24 protein-coding genes and 3 pseudogenes are annotated in these 20,765 nt (G+C 60.6%); 12 read left to right on the forward strand and 15 right to left on the reverse strand.

What is annotated here, in order from left to right; all coding sequences use genetic code 11:
• Window positions 1–60 precede the first annotated feature (60 nt).
• Complete coding sequence (locus tag MET49242_RS00425; protein WP_036279346.1) at window positions 61–492, forward strand: mercuric transporter MerT family protein; 432 nt, start codon at window positions 61–63, stop codon at window positions 490–492.
• Window positions 493–717 carry a GDCCVxC domain-containing (seleno)protein gene (locus tag MET49242_RS25945; protein WP_036279350.1) on the forward strand — a complete coding sequence of 75 codons (225 nt, stop codon included), beginning with the start codon at window positions 493–495 and terminating at the stop codon, window positions 715–717. It abuts the gene before it with no gap.
• Between the two features lie 102 nt (window positions 718–819).
• Here the strand turns inward: MET49242_RS25945 and MET49242_RS00435 are convergent, their stop codons facing one another.
• The 3 genes from MET49242_RS00435 to MET49242_RS00445 are packed head-to-tail and all read right to left on the reverse strand — an operon-like array spanning window position 820 to window position 2,690.
• Window positions 820–1,467: an NYN domain-containing protein gene (locus MET49242_RS00435; protein ID WP_051133879.1), complete on the reverse strand. Its 648-nt coding sequence runs from the start codon at window positions 1,465–1,467 to the stop codon at window positions 820–822.
• Between the two features lie 54 nt (window positions 1,468–1,521).
• A complete protein-coding gene (locus tag MET49242_RS00440) occupies window positions 1,522–2,475 on the reverse strand; it encodes a tyrosine-type recombinase/integrase (protein WP_036279353.1) in 954 nt (317 codons plus the stop codon).
• Entirely contained in the window at window positions 2,472–2,690 is a 219-nt protein-coding gene (locus tag MET49242_RS00445) for a hypothetical protein (protein WP_036279356.1), read from the reverse strand. Before MET49242_RS00445 ends, MET49242_RS00440 begins: the two co-directional genes overlap by 4 nt.
• 127 nt (window positions 2,691–2,817) lie before the next feature.
• On the opposite strand from MET49242_RS00445, the pseudogene MET49242_RS00450 reads away from it, so the two are divergent.
• Window positions 2,818–3,391, forward strand: a pseudogene (locus MET49242_RS00450) (recombinase family protein).
• A gap of 168 nt (window positions 3,392–3,559) precedes the next feature.
• Here the strand turns inward: MET49242_RS00450 and MET49242_RS00455 are convergent.
• Together MET49242_RS00455 and MET49242_RS00460 are read right to left on the reverse strand one after the other, a co-directional pair.
• On the reverse strand, window positions 3,560–3,784 hold the full coding sequence (locus MET49242_RS00455) for a helix-turn-helix transcriptional regulator (RefSeq protein ID WP_036279358.1): 225 nt from the start codon (window positions 3,782–3,784) through the stop codon (window positions 3,560–3,562).
• A complete protein-coding gene (locus MET49242_RS00460; protein ID WP_036279471.1) occupies window positions 3,784–4,359 on the reverse strand; it encodes a DUF2975 domain-containing protein in 576 nt (191 codons plus the stop codon). Before MET49242_RS00460 ends, MET49242_RS00455 begins: the two co-directional genes overlap by 1 nt.
• 85 nt (window positions 4,360–4,444) lie before the next feature.
• Between MET49242_RS00460 and MET49242_RS00465 the strand changes: the two genes are divergently transcribed.
• The gene (locus tag MET49242_RS00465; RefSeq protein ID WP_244430606.1) at window positions 4,445–5,071 is read left to right on the forward strand and encodes a hypothetical protein; all 627 of its coding nucleotides are present in this window, start codon (window positions 4,445–4,447) and stop codon (window positions 5,069–5,071) included.
• A gap of 433 nt (window positions 5,072–5,504) precedes the next feature.
• Window positions 5,505–5,654, forward strand: a complete 150-nt coding sequence (locus MET49242_RS23680) for a helix-turn-helix transcriptional regulator (RefSeq protein WP_084678797.1) — start codon at window positions 5,505–5,507, stop codon at window positions 5,652–5,654.
• A gap of 843 nt (window positions 5,655–6,497) precedes the next feature.
• On the opposite strand, the gene MET49242_RS00475 is transcribed toward MET49242_RS23680, so the two are convergent.
• Window positions 6,498–7,610: an IS110 family transposase gene (locus tag MET49242_RS00475; protein ID WP_036279363.1), complete on the reverse strand. Its 1,113-nt coding sequence runs from the start codon at window positions 7,608–7,610 to the stop codon at window positions 6,498–6,500.
• Between the two features lie 295 nt (window positions 7,611–7,905).
• Here MET49242_RS00475 and MET49242_RS26435 point away from each other — a divergent pair.
• A pseudogene (locus tag MET49242_RS26435) lies at window positions 7,906–8,031 on the forward strand (helix-turn-helix domain-containing protein); the annotation flags it as partial.
• Between the two features lie 102 nt (window positions 8,032–8,133).
• On the opposite strand, the gene MET49242_RS00480 reads toward MET49242_RS26435, so the two are convergent.
• Window positions 8,134–9,516 (reverse strand): hypothetical protein, encoded by a 1,383-nt coding sequence (locus MET49242_RS00480; RefSeq protein WP_036279366.1) that lies wholly within the window; start codon window positions 9,514–9,516, stop codon window positions 8,134–8,136.
• A gap of 386 nt (window positions 9,517–9,902) precedes the next feature.
• Window positions 9,903–9,995: pseudogene (locus MET49242_RS23685) on the reverse strand (transposase); the annotation flags it as partial.
• 174 nt (window positions 9,996–10,169) lie between these two features.
• Between MET49242_RS23685 and MET49242_RS00485 the strand changes: the two are divergent.
• Window positions 10,170–10,589, forward strand: coding sequence for a hypothetical protein (locus tag MET49242_RS00485; RefSeq protein WP_051133882.1), 420 nt, complete (start codon window positions 10,170–10,172; stop codon window positions 10,587–10,589).
• A gap of 86 nt (window positions 10,590–10,675) precedes the next feature.
• Here the strand turns inward: MET49242_RS00485 and MET49242_RS00490 are convergent, their stop codons facing one another.
• The gene (locus MET49242_RS00490) at window positions 10,676–10,903 is read right to left on the reverse strand and encodes a hypothetical protein (protein ID WP_144259387.1); all 228 of its coding nucleotides are present in this window, start codon (window positions 10,901–10,903) and stop codon (window positions 10,676–10,678) included.
• A gap of 58 nt (window positions 10,904–10,961) precedes the next feature.
• Complete coding sequence (locus tag MET49242_RS25950; protein ID WP_244430608.1) at window positions 10,962–11,378, reverse strand: hypothetical protein; 417 nt, start codon at window positions 11,376–11,378, stop codon at window positions 10,962–10,964.
• A 394-nt stretch (window positions 11,379–11,772) separates the two neighbouring features.
• Here MET49242_RS25950 and MET49242_RS00500 point away from each other — a divergent pair, with 394 nt between their 5' ends.
• Window positions 11,773–12,564, forward strand: coding sequence for a class I SAM-dependent methyltransferase (locus tag MET49242_RS00500; RefSeq protein WP_036279386.1), 792 nt, complete (start codon window positions 11,773–11,775; stop codon window positions 12,562–12,564).
• Window positions 12,565–12,697: 133 nt separating this feature from the next.
• Here MET49242_RS00500 and MET49242_RS00505 read toward each other — a convergent pair whose 3' ends face one another.
• Window positions 12,698–13,393 carry a peroxiredoxin-like family protein gene (locus tag MET49242_RS00505; protein WP_036279392.1) on the reverse strand — a complete coding sequence of 232 codons (696 nt, stop codon included), beginning with the start codon at window positions 13,391–13,393 and terminating at the stop codon, window positions 12,698–12,700.
• Window positions 13,394–13,493: 100 nt separating this feature from the next.
• On the opposite strand from MET49242_RS00505, the gene MET49242_RS00510 reads away from it, so the two are divergent.
• The 3 genes from MET49242_RS00510 to trpS all read left to right on the forward strand — a co-directional run bounded on the left by MET49242_RS00510 (window position 13,494) and on the right by trpS (window position 16,359).
• Entirely contained in the window at window positions 13,494–14,381 is an 888-nt protein-coding gene (locus MET49242_RS00510; RefSeq protein WP_036279395.1) for a LysR family transcriptional regulator, read from the forward strand.
• Between the two features lie 158 nt (window positions 14,382–14,539).
• Window positions 14,540–14,764, forward strand: coding sequence for a hypothetical protein (locus MET49242_RS00515; RefSeq protein WP_036279398.1), 225 nt, complete (start codon window positions 14,540–14,542; stop codon window positions 14,762–14,764).
• Window positions 14,765–15,258: 494 nt separating this feature from the next.
• On the forward strand, window positions 15,259–16,359 hold the full coding sequence (gene trpS / locus MET49242_RS00520; RefSeq protein WP_051133883.1) for a tryptophan--tRNA ligase: 1,101 nt from the start codon (window positions 15,259–15,261) through the stop codon (window positions 16,357–16,359).
• A gap of 1,184 nt (window positions 16,360–17,543) precedes the next feature.
• Here trpS and MET49242_RS00530 read toward each other — a convergent pair.
• The 4 genes from MET49242_RS00530 to MET49242_RS00545 form a co-directional block, all read right to left on the reverse strand.
• Entirely contained in the window at window positions 17,544–18,122 is a 579-nt protein-coding gene (locus tag MET49242_RS00530; RefSeq protein ID WP_244430610.1) for a DUF29 domain-containing protein, read from the reverse strand.
• Window positions 18,123–18,257: 135 nt separating this feature from the next.
• Entirely contained in the window at window positions 18,258–18,548 is a 291-nt protein-coding gene (locus MET49242_RS00535) for a type II toxin-antitoxin system RelE/ParE family toxin (protein WP_036279408.1), read from the reverse strand.
• Window positions 18,545–19,012 (reverse strand): hypothetical protein, encoded by a 468-nt coding sequence (locus MET49242_RS00540; protein WP_036279409.1) that lies wholly within the window; start codon window positions 19,010–19,012, stop codon window positions 18,545–18,547. Before MET49242_RS00540 ends, MET49242_RS00535 begins: the two co-directional genes overlap by 4 nt.
• The gene (locus MET49242_RS00545; RefSeq protein ID WP_036279410.1) at window positions 19,009–19,419 is read right to left on the reverse strand and encodes a hypothetical protein; all 411 of its coding nucleotides are present in this window, start codon (window positions 19,417–19,419) and stop codon (window positions 19,009–19,011) included. The genes MET49242_RS00540 and MET49242_RS00545 overlap by 4 nt, the downstream gene beginning before the upstream one ends.
• 119 nt (window positions 19,420–19,538) lie before the next feature.
• On the opposite strand from MET49242_RS00545, the gene MET49242_RS25365 reads away from it, so the two are divergent.
• A complete protein-coding gene (locus tag MET49242_RS25365; protein ID WP_158497222.1) occupies window positions 19,539–19,700 on the forward strand; it encodes a hypothetical protein in 162 nt (53 codons plus the stop codon).
• The last annotated feature ends 1,065 nt before the right edge of the window (window positions 19,701–20,765 follow it).

Raw genomic sequence — 20,765 nt, forward strand, 5'->3', positions numbered from 1 at the left:
TCTTGCACCCGTAGTCGCTACAGGGTGCAGGATAGCCCGACAGTCAAGCAAGGGTGAACCATGACCGTCAACGACGCTACGCCAGAAACGACGCCAATCGGAGCGTCACATCCGGCCAAAACTGCCGCGCCAAAGTGTTTCGCGGCATTGGGACTCGTCACGGGCCTCGGCGCGGTCGTCGCCTCTTCGTGCTGCGTTATCCCGCTCGGCCTCGCCGCTCTCGGCGCAGGCGCAGGCGTCCTCGGCAGGCTGGCGACGATCGCCGAATGGCGCGTCCCGTTTTTGGCCGTCAGCGCATTGGCCATAGTAGGAGGGTGGGGTGCCTGGTGGCGGACGCCTCCAGCTCCTTGCGTTTCCGGCTCGGCCTGCGCATCGCCACAGCGATCCCGCGCAACACTAGGGCTGCTCCTGTGCGCCTCGCTCATCGCGATGCTGGCGGCAAGCTGGAGCTATATCGACCCCATGCTGCTGAAATTCTTGAAAGGGCGATGAGTGCAGCTCGTCTCGACGATAATTTGCCCGCTTTGCGGCCATCAATCGACTGAAACCATGCCCATCGACGCCTGCCAGTTTTTTTACGAATGCAGGGGCTGCGGGGCGCTGCTCAAGCCCAAAGCGGGCGATTGCTGCGTATTCTGCTCCTATGGTGACACGCCTTGTCCGCCGATTCAGGAAGCGCGGGAGACGGGCCGCCCCGCATCCTGCTGCGCCAAATAGCGATCAAAAAACCGCGCCACTTATCGATAAAGGTCACATGCCGATCAAGCAATTGCGCTTGTCGAAAGATATGTCCGATATTCAACGCCCAGAATGCCCTTATTATGCTTCCCTCTCAATCGGAAGCGTTGCAAATCGGTTTTCTTTCTCGGCATCCTGACTGGTCCGCGCCGACGCCGCGATCAAGGATCGTTCCTGCGAGCGCTGAATTCGTTCCACGCGCTCATTTGGATCGCGACCGATCTTGTCGGCAAGATCGGCAAGATCGATGACTTCGTCTGCCTGACGTCTCAGTTCGTCGGCTAACATTGACGGCCGCGTTGTGATCGTAGAAACCACCGAGACTCGCACCCCCTTGCGCTGGACCGCTGCGACGAGCGAGCAAAAATCGCCGTCTCCAGAGAACAGCCACATGTGATCGATGTGGTCCGCCATTCCCATGGCGTCGACCGCGAGTTCGACGTCCATGTTGCCCTTGATCTTGCGGTGGCCCGTGGCGTCCACAAATGCTTTGGCAGGTTTAGTTACGACCGCATAGCCGTTGTAGTCGAGCCAATCGATCAGCGGCCGGATCGACGAAAATTCCTCATCTTCGATCACCGCCGTGTAATAAAATGCGCGGATAAGGCGACCTCTCTGCTCAAATTCGCTCAGCAGCCTCCTGTAATCGATATCGAAACTCTGCGTTTTGGCGGCCTGATAGAGATTGGCTCCGTCGATAAACAACGCAATGCGTTCTTGACCAGACATTTTTCACAATCCTTTTGTTAATATGAAAGGTTCAATCAGCTTAGGGATATAGGCTCAAAGCACCACGCGCTCAACCTCGTCGAGACTCATCTCGTCGCGCCGCCGGTCATAGAGTTGCGTGGTGCGCGTCGAGGCGTGATTGGCCATGCTGGCCGCCTTTTCGAGGGTGCCGCCGTTTTTGAGATAGGCGGTGATGCCCGTGGCGCGGAAGCTGTGGTTGCCGACCTTCGTGGCGATGCCGGCCGCCACGGCGCGGCGGCGGATCATGGCGTAGGCGTTGGCCTGGGGCAGAGGGGTGAAGGTCAACGCGCCGGCGCCACGCCCGATCGTCCGAAAGAGAGGCGCCTTCGGATCGCTCGCGAGTCCGCAGCCGTCGATATAGGCGTGCAGATAGGCCTCCAAATTGTGATGGCAGGGCATCTCATGGCGCTTGCCGCCCTTCTCATGCAGCCGCACCCAGAGGCGGCGGTTCTGCACGTAAACGTCTTCCACCTTCATGGCGAGCGCCGCGCCGACGCGCGCGAAGGAATAGATCATCAGGCCAATCAAGGCGCGATCACGCAAGCCGACCGGCGCTGTGACGTCGATGCTGTCGAGCAGCGCCCGCGCCTCGGCGGGGTCGAGAACCGGCGTCTTGCCGACTTTGACGACATGTTTCGGCCCGCGCACGCTCGCAGCGGGATTGGTCGGGACAATCTGGCCGGTCACGAGCCAGTCGAACAGCATGCGGATGGCGGCGAGGCGCTGCTTCGCGGTCGGCGCGCTGTGGCTGCGGGTCATCGCCTCGACATACGCGCCGATGTGCAGCGGCTCGATATCGACGATCGACGCGAGGCCGCGCTGCTCGCACCAGGCGAGAAAATCGCCGATCGCGCGGCCATAGGCGCGCCGGGTGTGCGGGTTGCGGATGTTGGCGACGAAGAATTCCCAGAAACGCGTCTGGGCGCGCGCGCCAGCGGAGCGAACGAGCGCGGGGACCTGGACGCGGAGGGGAGCAAGCTGGTTCAAGGGTTGGCTTTCTTCGCCATGGCCTTTTCCAGCTTCGCCAGATCGGTCTCCAGCTTCTTAATGAGAAGCGGCGTGGACGCCGCAACCAGTTCAAGCCCCTCGGTCGTCGGTTTCTCGGCGACTGTCTTGAGGAGCTCCTGGGCCCGTTGGATGGCCTCCTTGGTCTGCACGATCGCCGCCGTGAGCTTGTCCTCGTTCATCTTGCCATAGGCCATGAAAGCTCTCCTCCGAATATATGATAAAGGATATTATCATATATAGAGAACAGCAGAAGAGCCGCCTCGAAAGGCGACTCCAAATGACACAGAATTCCGGACCTGGTTTGTGGACGGATTTCGCCATATGCCGCGCCTCTTCGTTTACGCTCGCGTCTCGACGGCCGATCAAACGCCCGAGAACCAGCTTCAGGAAATCGCCGCCGCCGGCTTTCAGGTCGATCCGCGCCGGGTGATCACGGAAACCGTCTCCGCTAGCGTCGCCATGGCGCGGCGCGCCGGCTTCTAGACAGGCTTGAGCCAGGAGACGTGCTGGTCGTGACGCGGCTTGACCGATTGGGACGGGACGCGATCGACGTGAGCGGCACGGTCGCGACGCTCGCGGACCTTGGCGTGCGCTGGGCGGCGCGGATTTGACCAGCTCGGCCGGCAAAATGACGATGGGCGTCATCAATACAGTGGCGCAGTTCGAACGCGATCTTCTCATCGAGCGCACCCAGTCCGGGCTCAAGCGCGCCAAAGCGCGGGGCAAACGTCTCGGGCGCCCGGCGTCGATCGACGCGGCCCGGCGTGCGGAAATTCTCGCGGGCCTGGCGCAAGGCGCGAGCCTGTCAGCGCTGGCCCGTCGCTATCGAACCAGCCGACAGACGGTGATGCGCATCCGCAATGCCGGGCAAAGCCATTCGAAAGATACGGAGTGAACTGCAATCAGGAGACGATCTACGCGCCTCGGCACGGCCAATGATCGTTTTCTACTCGGGCTCAAAGGAACCCTGATTGAACGACTTAAAAGCAAAAGGGCACTCCGTTTCCTGGGTGCCCTTCCGTTCAGATCAGGCGAGTTAGAAATGCAATCACCGAAGTGACGGCTATTTCGTTTCGGTTGCTTCATCCGGTCTGTATTCTAGAATATCGCCCGGCTGACAGTTGAGAATTTCGCAGATTTTTTCCAGCGTGTCGAAACGCACGCCCTTCACCTTGCCGGATTTGAGGAGGCTGACATTCTGCTCGGCGATGCCGATCTGCGCCGCAAGATCGCGCGAACGCATTTTGCGCTTCGCCAGCATCACGTCGAGATTGACGATGATAGCCATCAGACGATCTGCGCGTTTTCGTCGGCGATGTCGGCCGCCGTTTTCTGGATGTGGGCAAGTGCGAGCAGCGTCGCGAGCAGCATGAGGGTCGAGAGGTCTTCGGGACGGAAATAAACCGACACGATATGTTGGCCGGCCGCCTTATGGCCGGTGAGGATCAGGGACATGATCGGACGCGCGGGGATATCGACAAGCGCGGCGATGAGCCCCATCAGCGCCAGGCAGCGCAGCCATCCGGCGGCGGCGGGCGCGAAGATGCGACCTTCAAGATAGGCCGAAAACAGCCGCCAGCCGCTGTAGCAGGCGGCGACGAGCAGCAGCCAGATAACGCCGCTGACGCCGAAGCCGCCGAGGCGCTGCGCGGCGGAGAGGCCTTCGACATCGACCTTGAGCGTCGCGAAGTTCGCGACAACCCGCTCTTCATCGCTCCAGAACATCGCGATGGAGACGATCATCCAGAGACAGTAGCCGACAAGCGCAAAGCGCAGCGTCTGGCACAGCCAGCCAATGCGGCGGCGAAGCGCGGCGAGGCGAGAATCGTCGAGGGGCAGGACGGAATCAGGTAAGTCGGTCATGGCGTTCTCCTTGTAGCGCTTATATTGACACGAGAATATTTTAATGGCAAACATTAAAATATAAATCCTAAATATGAGGCTTCCCGTGTCTTGCATTGTCTTTCGTCTCCCGGCGGTCGTGCTCGCGGCGTCGCTCGCCGCCTGTAGCCATATGCCTGTCTCCACCATGTGGGCGTTGCGCAATTTCGACGCGTCCACGGTCGATGCGCCGACGCTGCGCGCGGCCGTCCGTCTTCCCGAGGCGTTCGAGCCGCGCCGGGGCGGCGTGACGCTGACGGTGGGCTGGTGGCGCGATGGCGAGGACAAACACGAAGCGAAATTTGTTCTGAAGGAAACGACGGCGTCGGACGATCTCGCGCCGCTTGCGGGCGAAAGGAAGCCCGGAACGCGTCTCTTTGCCTATCGCGTCGATCCGGCGGATTACGCGGCGATCGGGGCGCGGCAGAAGGAGTTTCTCGAGGAGAAGGCGCGCAATCCCGCCAAAACGCATGGCTCCTTCGGCGTGGGCGCCGACGCCTGCCGGCGCGGCGAGCTGCCGGACGGGCCAATTCTGACGACCAGCTTTCTGCGCACGCAGTCGGGCGGTCCGTATCTCACCTTGTTGAAGAACGTCGATCTGCGCGAGGCGGCGACGCAGGAAAAGCCTCTCGAGGAACTGCTGCCGCTCTGCGGGAAATTTGACGCCCGCGCGGAGCCGAGCGTTGCCGGATGAGCCTCACGCTGAACATCCGCTCGCCGCTGTAAGCGGCGCATCGCGACGCACATAACTCAAAGCCAACAACGCCGAAGCGCGCCGCTTCGACGAATGCTCGAATTTTGTCCTTCGTAGGAGACTGAAATGAAATGCAGCAAGCTTGTCGTTCAAACCTGTCTCGCGCTGATTGGTTCCGCGCATGCCGCCAATCTGCCGGCGCGCTACGCGCCACAGGCGCCGCCCCAGCCGCCAGCCTTCCTGTTTCGGGGCGCTTGGATTCGCCGATCGCTCCAATGCGATCTTCGCGCCGACGAACGGCGTGCTCGCGCGCCATACTTCGCATGGCGGCAGTTTCACGGGCGGCGTACTCGCCGGCTATGACTGGCATGTCGGCCCCGTCGTTTTCGGCCCGCGCGGTGACCCGCTCGGTGCACATGCGGTCAATGCGGGCATGGAACCCGCAAAGCGCAAAATGCGTTCGCGCGATCTTGCCGCGCAAATCGGCATTGCCGAGCAGAATGTCAGTCTCCTCAAATCCGGCAAGGTGAAGGGCGTGCGTTTCGACACGTTGGAAAAAATCTGCGAAATTCTCCGGTGTTAGCCCGGCGACATTCTTGAGTATCGGCCCGAAGAAAAACCGACGCTCGAAAACCTAGCCTGCAAAGCCTCAGCCTACTTCCGCGCCTCTCCTGCGCCGCGAGCTGCCACATGGTCAGCTCTTTCTTCGCCGGCAGCCCCCGCGCGTCTCTGCACCGCATCCGCCAGGTGCGCTTCCTCTCGTGAAAAGACCGACCAATGCCGAGACTTCGGTATTGGCGCGGTGAGCCCTCCGCCGCGCTGGCGGAGGCCGGGTCACGGCCGCGAAGCGCCCCGGAGGGGTCGCTTTGAGGCATCCGCGACGGCGTGGCCCAACCCTTTCGTAAGAAATGAGTGGCGGGTTTCCGCCGCTTCCGATTCGGACAGGGTTTGTCCCCGTCCTGTGCTAAAATTCCCGACACGGGACAGCACGCGATGCGCGCGCCTTCATCAGCTGGAAAGATCGCGGCGTCCGTCCCTCAGCATAGCCGAGTTCGAGCGCGCTCATCCGGCAACGCACTCAGGATGGCCTCGTCGACGCCCGCGCAAGCTACGGCGCGCTCAGCAGGAGTGTGTTTCGGCGTGCAATTCTCTTATGACCATTTTCAAGCGCAATCTGCGTGCGCCAGCGATCCCGTGCCTGTCCGGCAAGGAGCACAAAATGTTCGGCGAGGCAGAGGTCAGGACGCCGGCGTGATTTCGACGGTTGAGCCGTTTCTCATGCGCGGATTGGCTACCGCATACGGAGCTTTCGTCGTAGGGGAGCCTCGGTCTGACTCACGGAGATCGGTCGTGCCGCTCCTAAAATTGCCGGAGGATCCCTTGACCGGCGCCGGCGCCCTGGCCGTTGCCTCGATGCTGTCGCGCGTTACGCGGCGATCGTCTTTGGTTCGACCTGCCGCGCGATTGCCCAAATGAAGCCGAGGAGTTCCCGAGCGATTGCGGTGATGACGATCGGCGCCTTTTTGCCGCGCGCCAGCATGCGCCGATATCGGCCACACAGTCGGATCTGCGCCTTCCATGCGATTTCACGGATCGGGACGGCGATCGATTGCTGCCGCAGCAGCATCGCCTGACCGATCTTCGCCGGCATGCGATAGGCCCAGGCGGATTCTACGATCAGTCGCCGCGCGACGACGCTGCCTGCTTTGGTGATGCCGGTCAATTTGCGTCTGTTTCCACTCGAATGCTCTCCGGGGACGAGGCCGACGAACGCCATGAGCTGACGGGGATTGTCGAAGCGCCGCATGTCGCCGATTTCGGCCACCACGCCGGCGGCGACCACGAGCGCGACGCCGCGCAACGCCTGGAGAGCCTCGACGACCGGACCGAGGGACCATTCCGGCACGAGAGCTTCGATCTGCGCTTCGACGAGATCCTTGCGGGCGATCGCCTGATCCATGGCGTTCAGATAGGTTTGAAAGGCGATCTGCTGTGCAGGGTGATCGAAGCTCTGATTGGCGAGCCAGACTCTATGCCGCTTTTTCCATACGGCGCCGACATAGCGGCGACCGTAACGGAGGAGAAAACCCTGGATGCGCTGACGCGCCTGACGCACATCCTTCGTCGTGACCTCGCGAGCTCGAATGAGATCCCGCATCGCTTCGTGTGTCTCGTCCGGAACCCAGACCGATGTGAGTTCGCCGGCGCGGGACAGGCGCGCCAACATGGCCGCGTCGCGTCGATCGGTTTTAACGTGATCGCCGGCGCGCTTCGGTGTGTGGGCCGGTGAGATGACATCGCAGGCATGACCGGCGGCGAGGATCTGGCGGTAGAGACCATAGCCGCACGGTCCGGCCTCATAGACGAAGTGTAACTTGCTGCGCCGGCCACCAAGTTTCTTCAGCAAGTTCGCCACCGCGTCCGGGTTGTTGGCAATTTCTCCGAAGAATCTGACTTCGCCATTTCGGCCTGCGTCTGCGATGGCTACGGCAATCGTTTCCTTATGGACATCGAGCCCGATGTAGCTGTTAAACTCCATGGCGGTCCGTCTCCCTGTGCATGAGGATAGGCGCTTATGGCGTAACCCTCGCTGATTGCACATCGTGGAGACGGGCTACCCCGTCTCCCACCCGCATGGTCATATCGTCTGGCTCTGACGCACATTTGATGAAGACCGAAGCAATCAGTTTTACTTAATCCATTGAAATGGCGTGCGGTAGGCGCTGTGCTCTGATCCCATGCGGACGTGACGAATATTTTGAGGCCGCAGAAAATCGAAAGTCGCGTCGCAGCAACGTGTTCCTACGCCCGCATGCCCATGGCCAGCACCAAATATGCGTCAGACCCAAACTTCAACGCCGATTGACAAGCAGGAGCTTGCCCTCGAACTCATCAAACAAGGGAAATCCGTCAGCTCTGTCGCCAAGACCTTCGATGTCCATCCCGCGACTATCTATCGGTGTCTGGAAACGCGACAGGGCAAGTTGACCGGCTTACGCCACTTTTTCGTCCCTCTCATGCGCACAGGCCTTCTTGCAACAGAGCCGGCGCTCTTCCCATGTTCAGTTCACCGGGCAGGGGGCATTGACACCATCAGGGCTCGGTATCTCCACATTCTGGATACTGGCAAATTTCGCCAGTATGGGCGAAACTGCCACTTGGCTACCCGCGATGATTCCGGTACGCCAAAGTCGATGGTTTCCGCTTGGATCATCCCCGACAAACACGACGCCGTTCGGCAGGCTGACCATGCGCCCCGAAACGCGAAGGCTCGTCGACAGTTTGCGTGTGCTTGTCGCCGTGCCGGCGGTGACGAAAGGCCGGATCACGCGCGTCGAGCCTTCCGCCACATCGGCCGCAAAATAGAGCCGATTATTGAGCGTCGTGAACTCATAGAACTCCGCGCCGTTCACGCCTACGCCAAGCTGCGTAAACGGCAGCGTGCTCGCGGCCGTTCCCCGCGTCGCCCAAAGTTCACGACCGCCGGCGGCGTTTGTCGCCGGAAACAGCACCCTGTCGCCGATCTTGAAATAGGCGCCGTCATTTCCGTATTCGGTGATGCGGTAATAGGAGCCCGGCAGCGAATCAGCAGCGCCGGCGTTAATGTCTTTCAGTAGCCTGGTGCCAGCGACGGTTCCGTCGGTGATCCAGAGCTCCTTGCCCGTGGTCGGTGTGTAGGCGGAGAAAAGCGCATATGTCGTGCCCTTCACGCGGCTGACATTCTGGATCGCCTGAAAATTGCTAAAGTGAATCAGCATTTTTGTGCCAGCCACCGTTCCATCGGTGATCCAAAGCTCCTGTCGATTGACTTGCGAGAAAAGAATGCGATTTCCGAGAATGCCGAAGGGCTGCGGCGCCCGAGACTCGGTCAATGTCTTGAGAAACCGCGTTCCGCTCGGTGTGCCATTCGTCGCCCATAGTGAATTGCCGCGAACAGAGTCCCGGACGGTGTAAATCGCAAATGCGCCATTCGAGAAGATGAATTCCGCAGGACCCGCGCCAACGCCGCTGGCGGTTCCGGGCATATGGTCCTTCAGAATGCGTGTGTTGCCGCTGGTTCCGGCGGACACCCAGAATTCGCGGCCTTGGCCAGCCGTTGTCGCTGCAAACAGGACCAAGCCGCCGATTCTTTGATAGCGCGACGTATAGGCTGTTCCACCGCCTGGACGAACGGCCAAATCCCAGGCGCTGCCAGGGTTCGAGGCTGCGACGCCCGTATTGACATCCCTCAACAGGCGCGTGCTTCCCGTTGTTCCGCGTGAAATCCAGAGTTCGCGTCCAGCAGTGTCGTCACTATTGGAAAACAGCACGCTGCCATTGCCAAGACCTGTAAAATAATAGACGTCCTTGCCAGCTCCGCTGGGCAGGTCGAGCAGCAGCCGCGTGGCCGCCCCGTTATTGGCGTACAGCGCCCGCCCGATCGTCGACGAATCCGCCTGAAACATTGCAACACAAGCCACCGCAGCCGCGGCGACGGCAGAAGTCCCCATACCAAACCCCCATCTGTCGAATCTGCCCGCCCATCCTATGCAATCGCGCTCATTATGTCGCGTGCGCTGGCATACAGACGTAAAGGGGGAGATGTGCCGTTTCCGACCACGACGACGGCCTCGAGGTGACATCCCTTGAAGCCATCTTGACGCAGCGCTTTAGCTTTTCGACAGGGGCGGTCAGACTCATCTCGGCTCTCCGGTTCCGAGAATAAGATGACCGGCGTCGCGAATAGGAATCGGCGCAGCGCCAGATGATGCCGCGCTCGCTGGTCGAGTCCTTCGAAATATCCCAACATGTGCATGCGGAAGTAGCGGCCCGGCGGCAACGACGGCGCGCCCAGACTTGCGTGATCGTTGGCGACTGACAAAGATACGGCGACCTGGCAGTTGTCCTGTTTGCCCAGTTGTCCGCAATATTGTCGCGTCACGCCGTAAAATTAACTGAAAGATTTTGCGACAATCCCGTTCGGCGGCCCAAAGCGCGCGGCGCGATGCGCCCGCGCACATCGCGAGCACGTTCTGCGAGCGAACATGGACGTCGCGCGACTTTGTCCGCGCGCGAAACGCCTTTCCACCGACGCCATTCCCCGCATGGAGATCAAAACTTGCGCATTCTCATTCGACTCGCCGCCAGCTCTTCGATTTTTTGCCTTGGGATCTCGCTTGCCTATGCGGGGTGCCAGGAGAATTTCACAACGAGCGGCGTTCCGATGGTGACCAAGCTCGAGGGCAAGAGTTTCGCCGTGTTTTCCAAAATCGACCCGAAGAACGCCGTGCAGAAGCTCGCCGGCGCCGTCCTCGCCGATGGCTACACGGACATGAAGGTCGATGAAAAATACGGCGCGATCACCGCGTTGCAGGAGACGAGCGGATCGGGCAGGCCGCAAACGCTGCGCCTCGTCGCTCGCAAGACAGGCGGCGGCACGCGTGTCGATGGCGTATTCACGATGCAGGTCGGCCAGATCACATCTGACGCCGCCGTGCGCGAGGGGCTGTGCCGGCTCATCGATGCGGTAGGACAGTAATCAAGCTTCGGATGGCCCATCCCATCCCGTCCCGGCATTCCCGGCATGGAACAGCGACGCGTCCCCGCGCATTCATGCTTCGGCAATCAAAAAGCCAGCGCGGGGAGGCGGATGGCGAGCGCGGCCTGGGCGGCGTTCTCGACCGTGCCCCACGAGGCCCGGTCGCGCTGGGCGCGGGCTCTCGTCCAGGAGTAGGCAAGGCAGCGCGAAAAGCTCCAGCCATGTCGGCCCATGACGCGGAACTGGCGATGCGCGTCGCGCAGGATCGCTGCATGATCGTAATCGCCGTCGACCCGAATGAGTTCGTTCCTCAAATCATGTCCCTCCTTTGCAAACCCGAACGGGGCGCTGCCGGCCACCGCCGCGTCGTCTTCACCATCCTGGTCCGCCGGGCGACCATGGATCGGTTTCGGGCGGCTGCGCCTGCTCCAGCCCGGCGATGGCGTCCCGAACGGTGGCCTGGATCTGCTCCAGCGCGGACTGCGCCGCTTCCAGCAGCTCGGCGTAGTCCTCGGCGCCGGCGCCGATCTGCCGTTCGGCCTCGACGATCGTCTGCGCGGCGGCGGCGAGCGCCGCCTCCCGCCGCCCCAGCTCGGCGAAGGCTTCCGCCTGCTCCCTCGCGACCCGCTTCAGATCGAACGCCGCGAGTTCTCTCCTGAAGCGCGCCCGCGCGGCTCTCATCTCCGCCACGAGCTTCAAGGCAGCGTCCGGCGCCGCGCCGACGCGGGCGAAGGAATAGACCATCAGGCCGATGAGCGCGCGATCGCGCAAGCCGACCGGCACCGACACATCGATGCTGTCGAGCAGCGTCCGCGCCTCCTGCGGTGTTGATTTCCGCCTGGATTTGACCCGGGGAAGGAGAATTTTCCGCTGAGAATTGACCCATGTTTTGAACCCGCCCTGGCTGTTTTCAGCGGGGGCCAACGGAGTGATAGACATGGCGTTGTTGAGCGTTATTCGCCGCTGGGCGTTGCGGGACCTCCTTCCGTCACGACGCGCGCAACAGGGGGGTCAATTTTGAGCTCTGACGCACATTTGATGAAGACCTAAGCAATCAGTTTTACTTAATCCATTGAAATGGCGCGCGGTAGGCGCTGTGCTCTGAGCCCGTGCGGACGTGACGAATATTTTGAGGCCGCAGAAAATCGAAAGTCGCGTCGCAGCAACGTGTTCCTACGCCCGCATGCCCACGGCCAGCACCAAATATGCGTCAGACCCTTATTTTGACCATCCCGTTAGCTCCTTCTGGCATCGCTTTGGACGGCAAACCGTCGAGCGCCTCGGCCTGCGTGGGGGTGAGACAGTTCTCGATGTGTGCTGCGGAAGCGGCGGATCGGCCTTGCCCGCCGCCGAAGCGGTCGGGCCGCAGGGAAAGGTCGTCGCGGTCGATTTGGCCGAACGCCTCGTCCAGCTCGGCGAAGCGAAAGCGCTCGCCATGGGCCTCCGCAATATCGAATTCAAGACCGGCGACATGCTGGCGCTCGGTTATCCCGACGCCAGCTTCGATGTCGCGGTCTGTGTCTTCGGGATTTTCTTCGTCCCCGACATGGTGGCCGCCACCAAGGAGTTATGGCGCATGCTGCGCCCCGGCGGGCGGCTCGCCATCACGACATGGGGGCCGGACCTCTTCGAGCCCGCCAATAGCGCCTTTTGGGAAGCCATCCGCGCGGAACGCCCCGACCTCCTGAAGGGCTTCAACCCGTGGGAGCGGATTTCGACGCCTGCGGGGCTGCGCGAGATGCTCAGCGAGGCGGGAATCGAGAGCACGGAATTTGTTGCGGAAGCCGGACGCGACCCGCTTAACGCCCCCGAAGATTGGTGGCTAATTGTCATGGGCAGCGGCTATCGCGGCACCCTCGCCCAGCTCGATGCCGCAACACTCGCGCGGGTCCGCGAGAAGAACCTTGCCGCACTCCGCGATTGCAACGCCATCACCACCAATGTGGTTTACGGCTCGGCCGGAAAGGTCGCATAAGGCCTATTCTGTAAAACGCGTCCCGAAACTCTTGACTTTTACCCACAGAAGGGGCGAACAGCCTTCCGCCAACATCGGACTGAAACAGCATTTCAATTCGATCAGCTGCGCGAGACCGCCTCTCACCCCCTCGTCAGGCGGTTCTCTCGCGTCGTTTATGCGATTGCTCATGCAAACGATCGATTACCGGCAGCAATTCCGACGGATCCGGGCGCTGCGTATAGTCAGAGTTGACTTCCGCGTAGGCGATAGTGCCGTCTATGCCGATGACGAAACGCGCCGGCATAGGCAGAACCCAGGCAGGATCGTCGTTGAAGGCAGGTAGGTCTGCCTTGAAGCCTTTGTATACTCCAATGAGATAATCCGGCAGCGAATAGCGCAGGCCGTAAGAAGCCGCGACCCGACTCTTCTCATCGCTCAAGATCGGGAAGGCCAATTTGTTCTCGCGCTGCGATTTACGGCTATTGAGAGTCGTCTGCGGAGAGATGGCGACCAGGCCGGCGCCACGCGCTTCGATCTCAGGGAGAGCCGCCTGAAGCGCCCGGAGTTCCAAGTTGCAATAGGGGCACCAGACGCCGCGGTAAAATGAGACGATCAGTGGTCCCTTGGCCAGCAGTGCAAGGGACGAGACAGGACGGCCATCTGGATCATTAAGAGTGAATTCTGGCGCTTTGTCCCCCGCCTTCTTTGCATGCAGCGCTTGGCCAGAAGCAACCAGCTCCGCGGTGCCGCGATGCATCATGTCAAGCGCCTCCGGCGAGGGTTTGATGGGGAGCTTGCCTCCCTCGAAATCGGCTTTGAGGGCATTGAGATGGTCTTGCAAGGCCATGGGTGTTGTCCGTTGGCTGTAGATGTGATGACCATCCATTGCCTCATTTGAAACCTGATGATAATCGTTGATTTATGGACATCAGTTATTTGTATTCAGAATGAGTGACCGGCTGCAGGAATTGGCGGTTTTCATTCGGGTGGGTGAACGAGGCGGCTTCAGCCGCGCCGCACGTGATATGAATCTCTCCCAGCCCTCTGTCTCCCGCATTGTCGGCGAGCTGGAGACGCGGCTGGGTGTGAAGCTTTTGCTGCGCTCGACACGCCGCTTGGCCCTGACGCCAGCAGGTGAACAGTTTCTGGCGCGAGCGCGGGAGATTTTAGCGGATCTAGAGAATGCGGAGGATGCTGCGCGTGGCGTGGATTCCTTGCGCGGCACGATCCGACTGGCAGTACCCGTTATTTATGGAATGCGGAGAATCATCCCCCGCCTCAAGGAGTTTCTCGACCGCCACCCGCAGCTGCGCATGGAGTTGCGCGTCTCGGATGCGCACCAGGATCTCGTCGCCGAAGGGGTCGATATAGCCGTCCGCGTGGGCAAACTGCGAGACTCCCCATTCGGCGCACGCAAGCTCGCTACGCTGCAAAGACTTCTCGCCGCCGCGCCCTCCTACCTCGAAACGCGCGGCACACCACGAACGCCCGCCGATTTGGCACAACATGATTGCATCTTCGGACCCAATAGCCTTGGCCTCGAGACCTGGATCTTCAGACGCCGCGACACAGTCGTCTCGGTGGAGGTGGCGGGCCGCATCCATGTCGATTCAGGCCCAGGCGTTTTAGCGAGCGCAATATCCGGACTTGGTATCGCCGTCGTCCCATCCGCGATGGGCGAAGAAGAAATTCGATCTGGGGCGCTCGTGCCGCTTCTGACAAATTACACTCTCGAGCCTGTGGACGTGCACGCTATCTTTCCGGGAGGCCCGCATCCGTCCCCGAAGGTCCGCGCGCTAACGGAGTATCTTGCAGACACGCTAAGCACGTCGTGATCATTGCTGACCTCACCCGAATATTGAACGCCTCGTGCCTCGCGCCGAGGCCGCTTGAGTTGACGAAACACCGCCCATGTTCACGTCATATTCATCTCGTTTCATGATGCGAATCGCGTCGCGGTCTGCATGGCGCCAGTTTCGAAGAAAGATGTGTAATGGACGAAGCCAGTCGCCCCGTGTCAGCGACCAATTCAATACTTGCGGTTGTCATGACCGCGCGCACTTTCGACGCCCCTGACCGCGAGTGCGCCGGCTCATCGTGCTTTAACAGCACTGCGCAATCGTCAACGAACGCCTCGTTGAGCGGCACGAATCTGGATCAGCAGGATTTGCGGTTCGATATCGAAGAGGAATCTATTACCGTGGAAAAGCAGAGCTAGCCTCTGCTGGGTCTGTGATGACGAAGTGTGTGGGGTGCCTGAGGCCTGACTGAAAGCCCTTTCGAAATTCGTGAATTTTGAGAAATCGAGCCGATGGCAAAAGGAAGTCCTTTTGCAAGCGCAATTTCTGGATGTGATCGGCCTATCGCGCAATTCAGGGTCGCGCCGCACATCGCGACGCTGACGCCCGTCGACGTCGTTCGTAGCAGCGCATGCGGGACGAGTACGCGGCCCGCGGCGCTACGGCGTGAAGACGCGCCGTGAGTCTTGAAAAGTGCGTGGCCTTTGTTGCGGGACTCTCATGGTTATGGCAACTGTCGATTCATGACCGATCGCGCAAAGCCTATGACCGCTCGCTGGTGGCGCTCCTTCTAGGGAGCGGCGCGTCGTCATTTTGAAATTTACGACCCCTGCCGCCGTCATTCGGCAGACATGGGTCGGCAATTTTCCGGACAGGTCTTTGATTGACGGCGGCTCCATCGCGGAGAAGCCCAATGACCTTTCGGAAAGACGCCCGTCCCGTGATCCTCACGGGAGATCGCACCACCGGCCCGCTGCATCTCGGGCATTTTGTCGGTTCGCTGCGCAATCGCGTGGCGCTTCAGCACAGCCATCGCCAATATCTGCTCCTCGCCGACGCGCAGGCCCTGACGGACAACGCTCACGATCCGGGGAAGGTCCGGCGCAACGTGCTCGAAGTGGCGCTGGATTATCTCGCGGTCGGGATCGATCCTGGCGTCACGACGATCTGTCTTCAGTCTGCGCTGCCGGCGCTGGCGGAATTGACGATGCTCTATCTCAACTTCGTCACCGTCGCGCGCCTTGAGCGCAATCCGACGATCAAGGAAGAGATCCAGGCCCGCGGCTTCGGACGCGATATTCCCGCCGGCTTCATCTGTTACCCGGCGGCCCAGGCGGCCGACATCACCGCCTTCAGGGCGACGATCGTTCCGGTCGGCGAGGATCAGGCGCCGCTCATCGAGCAGACGAACGAGATCGTGCGCCGCATCAACCGCCAGGCGGGACGCGACATCCTGGCCGAGGCGCGTGCGCTTATCCCGGAGATGGGCCGGCTTCCCGGTGTCGACGGCAAAGCCAAGATGAGCAAGTCGCAGGGGAACGCCATTCCCTTATCGGCATCGGACGCCGAGATCGCGGAAGCGGTGAACCGCATGTACACGGACCCGGACCATCTCCGCGTGAGCGATCCTGGCCGCGTCGAGGGGAATGTCGTCTTCACCTATCTCGACGCCTTCGACGAAGACAGGGATGCGCTGAACGAGCTGAAGGCGCATTACCGGCGCGGCGGGCTTGGCGACATGACTCTCAAGCAGCGTCTCGCTTCCATTCTGCGGGAGATCGTCGGGCCGATCCGTGAGCGCCGCGCGGCGCTCGCACGCGATCCCGACCATGTGCTCGACATTATCCGAACGGGCACCCTGGCCGGGCGGGAAAGAACGAAAGTCACGCTGGAAGAAATCAGCACGGCGTTGGGGTTGTTTTCCCTGGATGGGCAGGCAAACGGCTTCAGGGCCAGATCAGCGTTAGGTCTGGGGATGTCTCCGCCCACTTTGGGAGGAGAAGGCGGAGCTTGAATATTGTGCGCCGCAACATTATGTTATTGCGACGCAGCATTATTCGCTTCGTAGCCCTCCTCCTTGGGCATTTCCTCCCTGACTTGGCCGCTGGAACCCCCAGCGGCCTTTTTTCCGGAACCAAGGTGAGGGTTCGCCGCCGGGCCTCGTCAAGCCGATGCGGGCGTGTGAGCAGGGCGAACAGTCTCCAGGAGCGGGCGAGATCGTCGGTTTCGGGATTTTGGGGCATAAAGCCGCTCCCCGGGCTTTCTCAGATGCATCAAGTCGACCGCGGGCTGGATGGACACGTACGTCGTTGTCGATGTGAATAACAGTCAATCGGATCGACGATTGGTGTGCCGACGGGTGTTCCTGGGCAACTTGCGAATATGCTTTCGTGATAAAAATGCGTGTTAATTCAACATATTACAAGACGATGCCTGCTGCGCGATGCTGGAATGTCCAAGTGAATCGCTGGCCCGCTTTTGATAAAACCAAAAACAATCAAATATCAATCAAATATAAAATACAGTAATACATTGATTTGTGTATGATTATGTAGCATGTATTATATTGTATCGCACTCTCAATCGAGAGGTGGGATTATGAAAGCTGTGTCGCGCCCTGAAGACGCCTATTGCAGCGGGGCTGAGACAGACACGAGTGGGGGGAGGGATATTGTCTCTTTTTTCAAACCCCTCCGCCGGAGGCGGAACGGGGACGAGCCGACGTACCAAATGAGTATCCGTCCGCGCGTGTCAGTGGTGGTCAGGTTCAACAAATTGGCGGAAGAGGGTCGACTCTCGAATCCGGAGCTACTGGAGTTGCTACTCGACACATACGAACGAGAAAAATCCGTCGCGAGAACGATTTAGCGGCTAGGACGGATTAAATTTTCGCCTTCCGCCGGGGAAGAACTTCAGCGAAGACGCCTACCGGGGTCATCGCAGGATCTGTTCTAGATCGTACGCTTAGGATCGTCCACCGATCGCATGGCATCGGACGCCAGTCAGTTTGTGGACGGTTTATGGACGGATTTTCGAGTGATCTTGATGCTTCGCGCCGTCAGTCCAGAGAAGGAGCGGTTTGTGGACGTTGTTGCAATGCGCTGATTTACACCGATTTTCGGCTTAGCGTACGTTGCAGAACAGATTCTGCGATGACCCTATGTTCTTGCGCCCTGCTTGGGTGCAGGTGATTTTTCATTATGCCGCGCCGTCCGGCCAGAACTCGGGGTCCATTGCCTGCTCGAAGATCCATGGACAGTTCGGCGGGAAGGTCGTTTCCGCGAGCTTTGTTTCATCAGCCGCCTCAAGGCGGGCGACACGATAGGCGGAAGACAGATACTCCGTTAAATTCGCCTTGAGGCTCGGATTATCCTCCATGTGCTCCCTAGTCTGAATGCGCTGAATCTTGATGCGCGTCTCCCAGCTTGAGCCGCGCCATTTCGGCTGAAAACGCCACTTGAGCAGATGGAGCAGCAGCACGGTCAGACGGTTCACCAACTCCCGTTTTTCTGCCTTGCCCATGCTCTCTATTTCCCCGGCAATGTGCTCGATATCCGCCTCGGCCAGCTTACCCGCGCGCAACAGCGCGGCCTGTTCGTTCGCCCAAGCGTAGAAATCTGTCTCGTAGGTCGTGCTCAAAGGTGAGCCTCCAATTTCCGCCGGGGCTATGGCCTTGGTCAGTCCCATCGCTGCTTCGCGGTGGGTCAGCGCCGATTTTCCATTCACTCTTGCCGCGCTCTGGATTGTCGAACGCCGCGCCCCCAATACGGGCGGCAAGCGCCCAGCGTCCTTTGCTCGCGCATGTCGCGCAGGAAGTCGCGGAGCAGCTGGAGCACCAGATTATCAGGCTCGTCCGCCACCGTTTCCCTTTGGGTTGCGTCGGCGCAGGGTCCATGTATGCAGCTTACAGCACTACGGCCATTTCTGGGCGCCGTGGAGGACACGCAGGATTTCGACCCGCGCGGGTCGGGCGCGCAGGCGGTAGATGACGACGAAGGGCGTGCCCGTGACCACGAGCTCGCGGGTTCCGCGCCGGCGTCCTGGACGCCCGGCATTGGGATGGTCGCTCAAGAGCACGTCGGCGCCCTGACGAATGGCGAGCGCCATCGTCAGCGCGCCGCGGGGGCTCTCCTGTTCGATGAAGTCGATGCTTCCATGAAGCTCCGCCAAGGCGCGCGGCAGCCAGACAACCGGCGCGCTCACGCGCGCGTCTTGAGGCGGGCGATGCGCGCATCGAGTCCAGCCATGGCCTCTTCATGCGGAATCCACTTGGTGTTGGGATCGTCGGCTTCCCTGAGGCCGATCTCGACCTCGGCGCGGAACCAGGCGTCGTGCTCGGCCGCCTCGTGCCGGGCCTTCATGCGTGCGGCCTGGTCGGGGCGCCGGCGCGCGCCGGCGTCGGGCTCGTGCGCCTGCGCGTCGACGTCGAAGCGAGCGAGGCCGAGTTCGTCGCGCACGAAAGCGGCGGCGGTGGCGAGGTTGCGCCACAGGCGGGGCGTGCGGCCGCGCTGGGCGGCTACGGCGCGCTCGAGGGCGCCGTAGCGCACGAGCACCGCCCAGCCGCCTCGCTGGCCGAGCACGGTGGCGCCGCGAATGGCGTGCGCTTCGGCGAGGCTCTGCACAGCCTTGCCGTCGATGATTTCGGGATGAGCGACCGTCGGTCTCATCGTGGGTCTCCGCAGAATTTGTAACTCGCGCCGTCCATTGCGAACGAGGTCGGGGAGGCGACGACAACCGTCGTCTCGAACTGGGCATGATCAGGGTCGGCGAGCAGCTGCGCCCGCGACGCCGTGGCGAGCCGCTGACGCGTAGGGTCTTGGGATTCGACGCAAAGCTGGGAGAAGACGTGCGGCCTGCCGCCTGGAGTGGTGCGGCAAATCTGGTAATGCGGCGAGAGGTTCGCGCCGTCGAATTCGGTTGTGCCGGCGCCGCCGGCCGCCTTGCAGTCGGGCGCATAGACGCCGGGCCGCAGGCGGGCGAGTTCGTCCGCGGCCTGCGCAGGCGGCGCCCCCGCGAGCGCCAGAGCGGCGACGGCGGCGCGGCGCGAAAACCCGGAGTTCGACGCTGTAGTCATTGCCGGCCAATTCCTTTTATAGAGCGGCGCATGATTATTTAGTGTTCATGCGTGGAAATCCAGCAAAAACTGCATTTTGCGTTCCATAACCCCGTTACGCGACAAAAAGGGGCACGGCTATGATGACCAAAAGAGACCTTCTCGCCGCAAAAAACGAGATCGAGGCGACGATCGAAACGACCACATCTGCTCAAAAAGTCGAGCTTTTGAGGTGGCTCATTGTAATTCAAAGCGCGCTAGCCGGATTTATTGCCGGGATCGTCAAGCTGATCCACGGCTAAGCGGCCGGCGCCGAGCGTCGCGTCCGATTTTTCGTCCCTCTCAGGTGCACAGACAAGCCGAATATCAATCAATGCGATCAGACGATCGCAGCCCATGCGGGGGTTCGTAGTCAACGCAAAAATGCGATAGCGTGACAGGAACGCACACAAATTCAATATATTGGGAGACGGCACGTGCTGGGCGGTTGGAACAAAACGCTGCAACGTTTCAGCACATTGTCGGCACGCTTTTGACAAAACCCGCAACAATCAAATATCAATCAAATATAAATATAGGCAGTTCATTGATACTTCTTGACTATTATAGTATATAATTTTGATGCCATCATTGGTCGCAATCGCGAGGCGGTATTTTGAGAGACGAGCAGCGCCATCCCCAGCACGACGAGCCCATAGCGGATGGGATTAAGCTTTCGAGTAGGGCGGAGGAGCGCGATGATACGGTCTTCTTCATCAAACCCCGGCGCCAGAGGCGGACCGGAGGCGAGCCTAAATATCAAATGAGTATTCGTGCGCCCGTGTCAGTGGTGGCCCGTTTCCACGGATTGGCGGACGAGCGTCGACTCTCGAATCCCGAGCTTCTCGAGCTGCTGCTCGATATCTACGACCGACAAAAGATCCCTTCGTGAGAAAGATTTCGTGGGAGAGAGACGGATTAAATATTTCTGCCTTCCGCCGAGGGAAGGACATCGGCGAAGACGCCTACCGTTGATGTTCCGGCTTCCACGGGCGTGCGGCCCCTCGCCCGGAAGGAATGACGGTCGATCATCACGCTGCCAGGAGAGCTGCAAAAGGCAATCGTGGCGGAGACTCTTGCCGTGAATCACTGAAAGTGTGACGCTACCGCGTTGCGCTGTCTTGAGTCGCAGCGCGATTTTTTTGGAGAAAAGGAACCCCAGAAAAGCAAAACCCGCCACGAGGGCGGGCTCACTTTCCGGCCGAGGCCAGGGAATTCGTTGTCTCAGCAACTCCGAATTTCCCTGAAATCAGGCCCCTCGTCAAGCGGAAACAGCGTTTCCGCTAACGGGAGCGTTTGTGCCGGTTTTGGCCCCTTTCGCGGCGGTT

This window comes from Methylocystis sp. ATCC 49242, from assembly GCF_000188155.2.
Taxonomy (GTDB): domain Bacteria; phylum Pseudomonadota; class Alphaproteobacteria; order Rhizobiales; family Beijerinckiaceae; genus Methylocystis.